The 11728-nt window shown below is 53.6% G+C and carries 14 protein-coding genes; 7 read left to right on the top strand and 7 right to left on the bottom strand.

The features are described from left to right. Positions 1-3 precede the first annotated feature (3 nt). The gene (gene gltD / locus AC0TN7_RS12450; RefSeq protein ID WP_023309377.1) at positions 4-1422 is read left to right on the top strand and encodes a glutamate synthase subunit GltD; all 1419 of its coding nucleotides are present in this window, start codon (positions 4-6) and stop codon (positions 1420-1422) included. 27 nt (positions 1423-1449) lie between these two features. Here the strand turns inward: gltD and sspB are convergent, their stop codons facing one another. The 5 genes from sspB to zapE all read right to left on the bottom strand — a co-directional run bounded on the left by sspB (position 1450) and on the right by zapE (position 5210). Next, a complete protein-coding gene (gene sspB, locus AC0TN7_RS12445) occupies positions 1450-1947 on the bottom strand; it encodes a ClpXP protease specificity-enhancing factor (RefSeq protein WP_024906337.1) in 498 nt (165 codons plus the stop codon). A 5-nt stretch (positions 1948-1952) separates the two neighbouring features. After that, positions 1953-2591: a stringent starvation protein SspA gene (gene sspA / locus AC0TN7_RS12440; RefSeq protein WP_023333624.1), complete on the bottom strand. Its 639-nt coding sequence runs from the start codon at positions 2589-2591 to the stop codon at positions 1953-1955. Positions 2592-2899: 308 nt separating this feature from the next. Next, the gene (gene rpsI / locus AC0TN7_RS12435) at positions 2900-3292 is read right to left on the bottom strand and encodes a 30S ribosomal protein S9 (protein WP_003860436.1); all 393 of its coding nucleotides are present in this window, start codon (positions 3290-3292) and stop codon (positions 2900-2902) included. Positions 3293-3307: 15 nt separating this feature from the next. After that, positions 3308-3736: a 50S ribosomal protein L13 gene (gene rplM / locus AC0TN7_RS12430; protein ID WP_006178824.1), complete on the bottom strand. Its 429-nt coding sequence runs from the start codon at positions 3734-3736 to the stop codon at positions 3308-3310. A 349-nt stretch (positions 3737-4085) separates the two neighbouring features. Continuing rightward, entirely contained in the window at positions 4086-5210 is a 1125-nt protein-coding gene (gene zapE, locus AC0TN7_RS12425; protein ID WP_473702184.1) for a cell division protein ZapE, read from the bottom strand. 189 nt (positions 5211-5399) lie between these two features. Here zapE and zapG point away from each other — a divergent pair, with 189 nt between their 5' ends. The 3 genes from zapG to degS all read left to right on the top strand — a co-directional run bounded on the left by zapG (position 5400) and on the right by degS (position 8496). Beyond that, on the top strand, positions 5400-5798 hold the full coding sequence (zapG, locus tag AC0TN7_RS12420; RefSeq protein WP_008502832.1) for a Z-ring associated protein ZapG: 399 nt from the start codon (positions 5400-5402) through the stop codon (positions 5796-5798). 171 nt (positions 5799-5969) lie between these two features. Continuing rightward, positions 5970-7337 (top strand): serine endoprotease DegQ, encoded by a 1368-nt coding sequence (gene degQ / locus AC0TN7_RS12415; RefSeq protein WP_024906335.1) that lies wholly within the window; start codon positions 5970-5972, stop codon positions 7335-7337. Between the two features lie 91 nt (positions 7338-7428). Further along, on the top strand, positions 7429-8496 hold the full coding sequence (gene degS / locus AC0TN7_RS12410; protein WP_024906334.1) for an outer membrane-stress sensor serine endopeptidase DegS: 1068 nt from the start codon (positions 7429-7431) through the stop codon (positions 8494-8496). A gap of 57 nt (positions 8497-8553) precedes the next feature. On the opposite strand, the gene mdh is transcribed toward degS, so the two are convergent. Then, complete coding sequence (gene mdh, locus AC0TN7_RS12405; RefSeq protein WP_023309387.1) at positions 8554-9492, bottom strand: malate dehydrogenase; 939 nt, start codon at positions 9490-9492, stop codon at positions 8554-8556. A 397-nt stretch (positions 9493-9889) separates the two neighbouring features. Here mdh and argR point away from each other — a divergent pair, with 397 nt between their 5' ends. From argR to yhcN (AC0TN7_RS12390), 3 genes are all read left to right on the top strand, one after another. Then, complete coding sequence (argR, locus tag AC0TN7_RS12400) at positions 9890-10360, top strand: transcriptional regulator ArgR (protein ID WP_023309388.1); 471 nt, start codon at positions 9890-9892, stop codon at positions 10358-10360. Between the two features lie 375 nt (positions 10361-10735). After that, a complete protein-coding gene (yhcN, locus tag AC0TN7_RS12395) occupies positions 10736-10999 on the top strand; it encodes a peroxide/acid stress response protein YhcN (protein ID WP_024906333.1) in 264 nt (87 codons plus the stop codon). Between the two features lie 111 nt (positions 11000-11110). Beyond that, positions 11111-11377: a peroxide/acid stress response protein YhcN gene (yhcN, locus tag AC0TN7_RS12390; RefSeq protein WP_024906332.1), complete on the top strand. Its 267-nt coding sequence runs from the start codon at positions 11111-11113 to the stop codon at positions 11375-11377. 64 nt (positions 11378-11441) lie between these two features. On the opposite strand, the gene AC0TN7_RS12385 is transcribed toward yhcN (AC0TN7_RS12390), so the two are convergent. Beyond that, complete coding sequence (locus AC0TN7_RS12385) at positions 11442-11714, bottom strand: barstar family protein (RefSeq protein ID WP_008502839.1); 273 nt, start codon at positions 11712-11714, stop codon at positions 11442-11444. Between the last annotated feature and the right edge of the window lie 14 nt (positions 11715-11728).

Here is an 11728-nt window from a genome sequence, read left to right as displayed (position 1 = left end):
CAGATGAGCCAGAACGTATACCAGTTTATCGACCTGCAGCGTGTTGATCCGCCAAAGAAACCGCTGAAGATCCGCAAAATTGAATTTGTTGAAATCTACGAGCCGTTTTCAGAGGGCCAGGCCAAAGCGCAGGCAGACCGCTGCCTGTCCTGCGGTAACCCTTACTGCGAATGGAAATGCCCGGTACATAACTACATCCCGAACTGGCTGAAGCTGGCCAACGAAGGACGTATTTTTGAAGCCGCCGAGCTGTCTCACCAGACCAACACCCTGCCGGAAGTGTGCGGCCGCGTGTGTCCTCAGGACCGTCTGTGCGAAGGTTCATGTACGCTGAACGACGAGTTCGGCGCGGTGACCATCGGCAACATCGAGCGCTATATCAACGATAAAGCGTTCGAGATGGGCTGGCGTCCGGATATGACCGGCGTGAAGCAAACCGACAAGCGCGTGGCGATCATCGGCGCGGGCCCGGCAGGCCTGGCCTGTGCGGACGTGCTGACCCGCAACGGCGTGAAGGCGGTGGTCTTTGACCGTCATCCGGAGATCGGCGGCCTGCTGACCTTCGGTATCCCGGCCTTCAAGCTGGAAAAAGAGGTCATGACCCGTCGCCGTGAAATCTTCACCGGCATGGGCATTGAGTTCAAACTGAACGTGGAAGTGGGCCGCGACGTGCAGCTCGACGACCTGCTGAAGGATTACGACGCCGTGTTCCTGGGCGTGGGCACCTATCAGTCCATGCGCGGCGGTCTGGAGAACGAAGACGCGCCGGGCGTGTACGACGCGCTGCCGTTCCTGATTGCCAACACCAAGCAGATTATGGGCTATGGTGAAACGGCGGATGAGCCATTCGTCAGCATGGAAGGCAAACGCGTGGTGGTGCTGGGCGGCGGTGATACCGCGATGGACTGCGTGCGTACCTCCATTCGTCAGAATGCGGCACACGTGATCTGCGCCTACCGTCGTGACGAAGAGAACATGCCGGGTTCTAAACGCGAAGTGAAAAACGCGCGTGAAGAGGGCGTGGAGTTCCAGTTCAACATCCAGCCTCTGGGTATTGAAGTGAATGCCAACGGTAAAGTGAGCGGCGTGAAGATGGCGCGCACGGAGATGGGGGCACCGGATGCGAAAGGCCGTCGTCGTGCGGAAATCGTCGCCGGTTCTGAACACGTGATCCCGGCCGATGCCGTGGTGATGGCGTTCGGTTTCCGTCCTCACAGCATGGAGTGGCTGGCGAAGCACAGCGTCGAACTGGATTCGCAGGGCCGCGTGATTGCGCCAGAAGGCAGCGATAACGCGTTCCAGACCAGCAACCCGAAAATCTTCGCCGGTGGCGATATCGTTCGCGGTTCTGACCTGGTGGTGACGGCGATTGCCGAAGGCCGCAAGGCGGCTGACGGTATACTGAACTACCTGGAAGTGTAAAAAAACAGGCCCGATTGGGCCTGTTTTTTATTTCACGACGCGAAGAGCCGGACGACCACCGCGCGGAGGCGGATCGTCATCAGGGTCATTGTCGTCGTGATGATCGGGTTTATCGCCATCAATCAGTGACATCACCGTGTCGCTTTCGCGCTCATCGGATGCGTTGTCATCATTCAGGCTGGCAACATCTTCATCATACGCCGCTTCCGGCTCGAACATGGTACCCGCACCGTTTTCACGCGCGTAGATAGCCAGCACGGCTGCCAGAGGTACGGAAACCTGACGCGGCACGCCGCCGAAACGCGCGTTGAAGCGCACTTCATCGTTTGCCAGCTCCAGGTTACCCACCGCACGCGGCGCAATGTTCAGTACGATCTGTCCGTCACGCGCGTATTCCATTGGAACCAGCACGCCCGGCAACGTCACATCCACAACCAGGTGCGGCGTGAGCTGGTTATCCAGCAGCCATTCATAGAAGGCGCGCAGCAGATACGGACGGCGTGGGGTAAGTTGTGACATTTCCACAGTCATTAGCCTCGGCCGAGACGCATTTCACGTTCCGGTTCAGTTAAAGATGCCAGGAAAGAGTCGCGTTCAAATACGCGAGTCATATAGCCCTTCAGCTCTTTCGCGCCAGGACCACTGAACTCTACGCCCAGGGTTGGCAGACGCCACAGCAGCGGTGCCAGGTAGCAATCCACCAGGCTGAACTCATCGCTCAGGAAGAACGGCTTCTGACCAAACACCGGGGCGATAGCCAGCAGCTCTTCACGCAGCTGCTTACGCGCAGCGTCAGCTTCAGAAGCTGAACCGCTGACGATAACGTTCATCAGCGAGTACCAGTCTTTTTCAATACGCTGCATGTACAGGCGGCTTTCACCACGCGCGACAGGGTAAACAGGCATCAGTGGCGGATGCGGGAAACGCTCATCCAGATATTCCATAATGATACGGGATTCCCACAGGGTCAGCTCGCGATCCACCAGCGTCGGTACGCTTTGGCTCGGGTTGAGATCGATCAGATCCTGAGGCGGGTTATCCTTTTCCACATGCTCGATCTCAAAACTGACACCCTTCTCGGCCAGCACGATACGAACCTGATGGCTATAAATGTCAGTAGGACCAGAAAACAGCGTCATTACCGAACGTTTGTTGGCAGCGACAGCCATGAAAACCTCCAGGTATATTCAGAATTTTTACTGCTACCAGCCCAACAGGGGCCAGCCAGATGTTGTATCGCCCATCCCAGAGAAAACACATTGTTCAAGAAACGAACAAAAATCGAGTATTCACCGATATTTGGGCAGAAAATTGGATGATAGTTTACCAGATTTTGATGGCTTTGTGGTGAGGGGATTCTGGAAATGTGGAAAAAGAGAAGATATATGCATGGAGATTGTGGATAACCTGCGCATTATCCATAAAAAAACCCGCCGAAGCGGGTTTTTCGCCAATCGTTCTGCGTAAGCAGAATGGATTAACGTTTGGAGAACTGTGGACGACGACGTGCTTTACGCAGACCCACTTTCTTACGTTCAACCTGACGCGCGTCACGAGTAACGAAGCCAGCTTTACGCAGTTCAGAACGCAGGGATTCGTCGTACTCCATCAGAGCGCGGGTGATACCGTGACGGATCGCACCTGCCTGACCGGAGATACCACCACCTTTAACGGTGATGTACAGATCCAGTTTTTCTACCATGTCAACCAGTTCCAGCGGCTGGCGAACTACCATGCGGGCAGTTTCGCGACCGAAGTATTGTTCCAGAGAACGCTGGTTGATTACGATTTTACCACTGCCCGGTTTGATGAAAACGCGAGCTGCGGAACTTTTGCGGCGACCAGTGCCGTAGTATTGATTTTCAGCCATTGCCTATAATCCCGATTAGATGTCAAGAACTTGCGGTTGCTGTGCCGCGTGGTTGTGCTCGTTGCCTGCGTAAACTTTCAGTTTACGGAACATAGCACGACCCAGCGGGCCTTTTGGCAGCATGCCTTTAACCGCGATTTCAATCACACGCTCAGGACGGCGGGCAATCATCTCTTCAAAGGTCGCTTCTTTGATACCACCGATGTGGCCGGTGTGGTGATAGTACACTTTGTCAGTACGCTTGTTGCCGGTTACAGCAACTTTATCAGCGTTCAGAACGATGATGTAATCACCGGTATCAACGTGCGGAGTGTATTCCGCTTTATGCTTACCGCGCAGGCGACGAGCCAGTTCAGTAGCCAGACGGCCCAGAGTTTTACCGGTCGCGTCAACAACATACCAGTCGCGCTGTACGGTTTCTGGTTTAGCTGTAAAAGTTTTCATTAAAAGCTTACCCAAATAATAAGTTACACGTTGGTGAACACCCAAACGTTTAGTCAGTTGAGGTTCACACGACAAAGTCCGGCAAACCTACCCCTTCGAATAGCTAATGCCGACACATAGAAAGTTTCGGGAAAAAAACCTTCTCGTAACGTGGGGTCGCAAGATTATAGAGAAGTTGAGGCCAAAGATCGACCCTTAAATGTGATTTGGAATGGGTTTTTCGGGGTTAAGTATTGTGCGGTCTGGTGCCCTCCCCCCCGGCCCCTCTCCCACAGGGAGAGGGTGGCATTTATTAACGTCTGGTGCCCTCCCCCCCAGCCACTCTCCCACAGGGAGAGGGTGACGTTTGTTACGGCATATGCTCCAGCTTCAGGTATTCCTCGCTCTGCATCTCCTGCAGGCGCGACAGGCAGCGCTGGAATTCAAACTTCAGCCGCTCGCCCTGGTAAATCTCATATAAAGGTACCTCGGCGCTGACCACCAGCTTGACGTGGCGCTCATAAAACTCGTCCACCAGCGCAATGAAGCGCCGTGCTTCGCTCTCCATCAGCCGCGTCATCACCGGTACATCCAGCACCATCACGGTGTGGAACAGACGCGAAAGCGCAATGTAGTCGTGCTGGCTGCGGGGATCCACGCAGAGCGTCGTAAAAGAGACCGCCAGCGTCTGGTTTTCGACGCCAAGGGTGGGCAGCGGGCGATGGTTAATCTCGAGTTCCGGGGCGTGCTCACGTTTTGCCCCCGCCAGCGCCAGCCAAAGCTTATCCATCTCGCGGGTGGTCTCTGCATTTAACGGCGAAAGCCACAGGTGCGCCTGTGTCAGGGTTCGCAGACGATAATCGACACCGGCATCGACGTTCATGATGTCGCAGTGCTGCTTGAGGGCGTCGATGGCAGGCAGGAAGCGTGCCCGCTGCAGGCCGTTACGATAGAGCTCATCCGGCGGGATATTCGACGTGGCCACCAGCGTGATTCCGCGGGCAAATAGCGCTTTCATCAGGCCACCTAACAGCATGGCATCGGTGATGTCAGACACAAAAAACTCATCGAAGCAGAGCACGTCGGTTTCCGCCTTGAACCTGTCGGCCACAATCTCCAGCGGATCGCTTTTACCCTGCAGCGCAGTCAGCTCTTCATGCACCCGCAGCATAAAACGATGGAAGTGCAGGCGCTGTTTGCGTGCGCCCGGCAGGCTCAGATAGAACAGGTCCATCAGCCAGGTTTTTCCGCGACCGACCCCGCCCCACATATATAAACCGCGCACCGGCGCATGAGCCTGCGGCGTTTTTTTACCGAGCAACCGCCCAAACGCCGCCTTTAGGCCACCGTTCTGTTCGACTTCAGCGGGTTTTGCCGTGAGCTCCTGATAAATCGTCTCCAGACGGTTTACCGCCTCACGTTGAACGTCATCCGGCTGATGAGTGCCCTCGTTTAGGGCCAGTTGATATCGCGATGCAGGGGACAGGTTTTGCATAATCTTATTGTTATTCCTTCAATTAACGCTCACCAGCAGACGCGACTGATGAAAAAAAGGCCGTTCTACACTACGCGATGATACGTCAGGATTCCACTTCTACGGAAATAGCGGTTATAGTGGCATTATCAGGCACAGGCAGGAGCCGAGCCAACACCCTACGGAACAACAAGACAACGGGAGAAGTTCATGACCTGGGAATATGCGCTAATCGGTTTAGTCGTCGGCATCGTTATCGGTGCTGTGGCCATGCGTTTCGGTAATCGCAAATTGCGTCAGCAGCAGTCACTGCAGTACGAACTGGAAAAGAACAAAGCCGAGCTGGAAGAGTATCGTGAAGAGCTGGTCAGCCATTTTGCCCGTAGCGCCGAGCTGCTGGACAACATGGCGACCGACTATCGTCAGCTGTATCAACATATGGCCAAAAGCTCCAGCAGCCTGCTGCCGGAAATGACCGCGGAAACCAACCCGTTCCGCAACCGTCTGGCTGACTCTGAAGCCGGTAACGATCAGGCGCCCGTTCAGATGCCTCGCGACTATTCCGATGGCGCGTCCGGCCTGCTGCGCGGCGGTGTAAAACGCGATTAATCGCACAACCTGAATTTATTTTACGGGCGCAGCGATTGCGCCCGTCCTTTCTTGATGACCCCAGCTATCATTTAGTTAAACACCTCATTGTTCAGCGGTTTAAAATTCAATAACATCAACGTGTTTTTGGGGCCGTTTTTCCTTTATTCCAGGTTACGAGAGTCAACATCGATGAAGAAAAAAAACCAGCTGTTGAGCGCTATCGCGTTAAGTGTCGGGTTATCTCTCTCGGCGTCCGTCCCTGTATTCGCCGCCATCCCCACCCAGGTGCCTGGCCAGGCGGCCATTCCAAGCCTCGCCCCCATGCTGGAAAAAGTGTTGCCTGCGGTCGTCAGCGTTCAGGTTGAGGGTACCGCAGTACAAAGCCAACGCGTCCCTGAAGAACTGAAAAAATATTTTGGCGATGAATCTCCCGACCAGCAGGCTCAGCCTTTTGAAGGCCTGGGTTCTGGCGTCATTATTGATGCGGCAAAAGGCTATATTCTGACCAACAATCATGTCATCAGCCAGGCCGATAAAATCAGCGTCCAGCTGAACGATGGCCGCGAATTCGATGCCAAACTGATCGGTGGAGATGACCAGAGCGACATCGCGCTGTTGCAGGTGCAAAACCCGAGCAACCTGACCCAGATTGCCATCGCGGACTCCGACAAACTGCGCGTCGGCGATTTTGCCGTCGCCGTGGGCAACCCCTTTGGTTTAGGGCAGACCGCGACTTCCGGGATCGTCTCCGCGCTGGGACGCAGCGGCCTCAATCTGGAAGGGCTGGAAAACTTTATCCAGACCGATGCCTCCATCAACCGTGGGAACTCCGGCGGGGCATTGCTCAACCTTAACGGCGAGCTGATAGGGATTAACACGGCGATTCTGGCCCCGGGCGGCGGCAGCATCGGGATCGGTTTTGCTATCCCCAGCAATATGGCCAAAACCCTCTCTCAACAGCTCATTCAGTTTGGCGAAGTCAAACGCGGGCTGCTGGGTATTAAAGGCATGGAGATGAGCGCGGATATTGCAAAAGCGTTCAACATCAACGTACAGCGCGGGGCGTTTGTCAGTGAAGTGCTGCCTAACTCCGGCTCGGCAAAAGCGGGCGTGAAATCGGGTGATGTGATCGTCAGCCTCAACGACAAGCCGCTGAGCAGCTTTGCAGAACTGCGTTCGCGGATTGCCACAACGGAACCTGGTGCCAAAGTGAAGCTGGGCCTGATACGTGACGGTAAGCCGCTGGACGTTGAAGTCACGCTGGATAAGAGCACCTCTTCCTCTGCCAGTGCGGAGCTTATCGCCCCGGCCCTGCAAGGGGCTACGTTGAGCGATGGGCAGCTGAAAGACGGTACGAAAGGCATTCGCATCGACACCGTCGAGAAGAGCAGCCCTGCCGCACAGGCCGGATTGCATCAGGATGACGTGATCATTAGCGTAAACCGCAATCGCGTGCAGTCCATTGCCGAACTGCGCAAGTTGCTGGAAAGTAAACCGGCGGTTATTGCCCTGCAGGTCATGCGTGGCAATGAGTCCATCTATATACTGTTGCGCTAAGCATTTGTGACCCGGACATCACCGCTGCGTGTGATGTCCGGATAACTCATGTTATGCTGCAAATCGTTCCTTTTTTAACGACACGCGCATCATGCTTTTAAAGCTCTTACGTTCTATTGTCATCGGTTTGATTGTCGCTGGCCTGCTGCTGCTGGCGCTGCCGTCTATACGTCAGTTCAATAAACTGTCGGCTCCCCAGTTCGATAGCACGGATGAAACGCCAGCCACCTATAACCAGGCCGTCCGCCGTGCCGCACCTGCCGTGGTTAACGTCTATAACCGTGGTCTGAACACCTCAGCCCACAACCAGCTGGAGATCCGTACTCTCGGCTCCGGCGTAATCATGGACGAGCGCGGCTACATTATTACCAACAAGCACGTGATTAACGATGCCGACCAGATCATCGTCGCCCTGCAGGATGGCCGCGTATTTGAGGCGTTACTCGTTGGATCTGACAGCCTGACCGACCTGGCCGTGCTGAAAATTAACGCCACGGGCGGTTTGCCGGTCATCCCGATCAACCGTAAACGAACCCCGCATATTGGTGACGTCGTCCTGGCGATTGGTAACCCTTACAACCTGGGTCAGACCATCACCCAGGGGATTATTAGCGCGACCGGTCGTATTGGCCTCAACCCCTCCGGGCGGCAGAACTTCCTGCAAACCGATGCCTCCATCAACCACGGTAACTCCGGCGGGGCGCTGGTCAACTCGCTGGGCGAACTGATGGGCATCAACACCCTCTCGTTCGATAAGAGTAACGACGGCGAGACGCCGGAAGGGATCGGCTTTGCCATTCCGTTCCAGCTGGCGACCAAGATCATGGATAAGCTGATCCGCGACGGACGCGTGATCCGCGGCTATATCGGTATCGGCGGGCGCGAAATTGCACCGATGCATACCCAGGGCGGTGGTATCGATCAGATTCAGGGGATTGTGGTGAATGAAGTGTCGCCTGGTGGCCCGGCCGCTAATGCGGGTATTCAGGTAAATGACGTCATTGTGTCGGTCAACGGCACGCCAGCGGTCTCTGCGCTGGAGACGATGGACCAGGTGGCAGAGATTCGTCCGGGCTCTATCATCCCTGTTGAAGTCATGCGCAACGATAAGAAACTGACGCTGCATGTGACGATTCAGGAATATCCGGCCACTAACTGACAAGCATAAAAAAACGGAGCGATAAGCTCCGTTTTTTTTGCCAGAAGACGGTTCGTTTTACTTGTTAACGAACTCTTCACCCAGGGTGATATCTTTCTTCAGCGTATCCAGCATACCTTCCATCGCGTGTTGTTCAAACGCGCTCAGCGTACCAATGGATTTACGCTCTTCGATACCGTTTTTACCCAGCAGCAGCGGTTGAGAGAAGAAGCGAGCGTGTTCGCCATCGCCTTCAACGTAAGCGCATTCAACAACGCCTTTCTCGCCCTGCAGAGCGCGAACCAGTGACAGGCCAAAACGCGCAGCTGCCTGGCCCATAGACAGGGTTGCAGAACCGCCACCCGCCTTCGCTTCCACCACTTCGGTGCCCGCGTTCTGGATGCGTTTAGTCAGGTCAGCCACTTCCTGCTCGGTGAAGCTCACGCCTGGGATCTGCGACAGCAGAGGCAGGATGGTGACGCCAGAGTGACCGCCAATGACCGGCACTTCCACTTCTGTTGGCTGTTTGCCTTTCAGCTCAGCAACAAAGGTGTTAGAACGGATGATATCCAGCGTGGTCACGCCGAACAGTTTGTTTTTGTCGTAAACACCCGCTTTCTTCAGCACTTCTGCCGCGATAGCCACGGTAGTGTTCACCGGGTTAGTGATGATACCGATGCATGCTTTCGGGCAGATTTCTGCAATCTGCTGCACCAGGTTTTTCACGATGCCCGCGTTGACGTTGAACAGGTCTGAACGATCCATGCCTGGCTTACGCGCCACGCCTGCAGAAATCAGCACCACGTCAGCACCCTGCAGTGCAGGACGTGCATCTTCACCGGAGAAGCCTTTGATTTTTACAGCGGTCGGGATGTGGCTCAGGTCAACCGCCACACCTGGGGTTACCGGAGCAATATCGTACAGGGAGAGTTCTGAGCCTGAAGGCAGTTGGGTTTTCAGTAGTAGGGCAAGCGCCTGGCCGATACCACCAGCAGCGCCGAGGACTGCGACTTTCATCCTAAACTCCTTATTATGGTTAACTTAAGTATCTGTAAATCCGTTGCGGCGACCATAATTCAGCAAGTAAATAATTACAATTTTCGTAGCTAAAGAATTTGAGGTCACGCGACTTTATCTCTCATCAGAAGGCTATCTGACGACAAATGGCAACGCATTAAGAGGTGGTTACAATACACCCTGCCCCGCCACCAAAACAACATCATTTTGATAACATTTAATTTACTTTTAAGCTTATTTGCGCGGCGTGACCCAGGCATGTTTTCTGATAACGAAATCTGATAAAATCACTCCCTTTCATAACATTATTTCAGCCTGGCGCTGGGTAGATAATTTGCATAAAAATTCATCAGCATGCATAATAATGTTGTTTCTATCGTCATATTCCGGGTGACTTATGCGAAGCTCGTCTAAGCAAGAAGAATTAGTAAAGGCGTTTAAGGCGCTACTCAAAGAAGAGAAATTCAGTTCTCAGGGAGAAATTGTTCAGGCGCTGCAGGAACAAGGCTTCGATAACATCAATCAGTCGAAAGTCTCCCGCATGTTAACGAAATTTGGCGCGGTGCGTACCCGTAACGCCAAGATGGAGATGGTCTATTGCCTGCCGGCAGAACTTGGCGTGCCGACCACCTCCAGCCCGCTCAAAAATCTGGTTCTGGATATCGATCATAACGACGCCGTAGTGGTGATCCACACAAGCCCTGGCGCCGCACAGCTGATTGCCCGCATGCTGGACTCGCTGGGTAAAACGGAGGGGATCCTCGGGACTATCGCCGGCGATGACACCATCTTTACCACACCAGCCAGCGGTTTCTCCGTGAAAGATCTCCACGAAGCGATTCTGGTTCTGTTCGAACAGGAACTCTAATCCCCTCTCCCCGTAGCGTCGCTACGGGGATCGTTCTGCTTACGCTGCGTTTCCCCCTCTTTTCTACTGCCCTTCACTTTGACAAATAGTGCTTTTTACCACCCATTAACATTCATCTGGTGAATGCTAAATCAAAAAATCGCACAAAAAATCAAAAGCTACTATCCATATGATTTAATTAGATATAACCACCAAAATCGAACAAAAAACACCCAATATTATGCAATTTGGTTATAAAAAATAGTCTGGTTAACACGTAATAACAATAGAAACCATTAGTCTGGTATTAATTTTTACCGTTATTAGTGTATACTTGATTTTGTGATGAGGGTCACGAAACAAGACCCCACTAAAAAATTCGACGAGGTAAGAATCATGAAAATCAAATCAACTGTAGCGGCGCTGAGCGTCCTGTCTGTCCTGTCATTCGGTGCTTTCGCTGCCGACTCTATCAATGCTGACCAGGCGCAATCCCGCCAGGCCATCGGTACGGTTTCTGTCGGCGCGGTCGGTACATCGCCAATGGACATGCGTGAGATGCTGAACAAAAAAGCGGAAGAACAGGGTGCGTCATCCTATCGCATCATCGAAGCGCGTTCTGGTGACCACTGGCACGCCACCGCTGAGCTGTACAAATAAGTTTTAGTAATAACTGAAAACGTAAATCTCCCCTCAACGGCACCAGGCATAAAAATAGCGGTTCAACCCTTCTCGCCGTTGAGTAAAAAACCCTATTCAGGAGTAAAGACTATGAAAACCAAATTGATCATCGCAACCCTCGGTCTGGCATCCGTTCTCTCTTTCGGCGCAAGTGCAGCCGTACAGCAGGTGAATGCCGACCAGGCACAAAATCTGCAGCCAATGGGCAGCGTATCCGTGACGTCAGTCACCGGTTCCCCGATGGATATTCGTCACGAACTTGCCGCCAAAGCTGAAAAAGCAGGCGCCAGCAGCTATCGCGTCACCGAACTGAATCAGGGTGACCACTGGCATGCAACGGCAGAGCTGTATAAATAAACCCTCGTCGTATCTCATCATACGACTTGCCCCTGGCCTCATGGTCAGGGGCTTTTTTTTTGATTCAATGCCGCGCGTTAAAGCGCAGCTGCCCTTCAAGCTCTTCTTCCGCTTCATCGAAAAGCAATATCAGCGCGCCAAAACGTCTGCGAAGCTTATCGGGCAAATGGATGAACTCAATTTCCAGCGGTAGCGGCAGCAGACTGCCGGTCACCACGTCCCACAGCGTATCCAGATTCGTCACGCTTTCCCGTTCAAGATCAAACACCCGGATAAATTCACGGTAGAAGTCTTCCTGACTGTCGATCTCGTCAAAATCAAACGTATAGGTTTTCATTGCCAGCCACCCAG

It is taken from the genome of Enterobacter sp. PL_is511, assembly GCF_055816065.1.
This window is presented reverse-complemented; position numbering and strand designations above follow the sequence as displayed.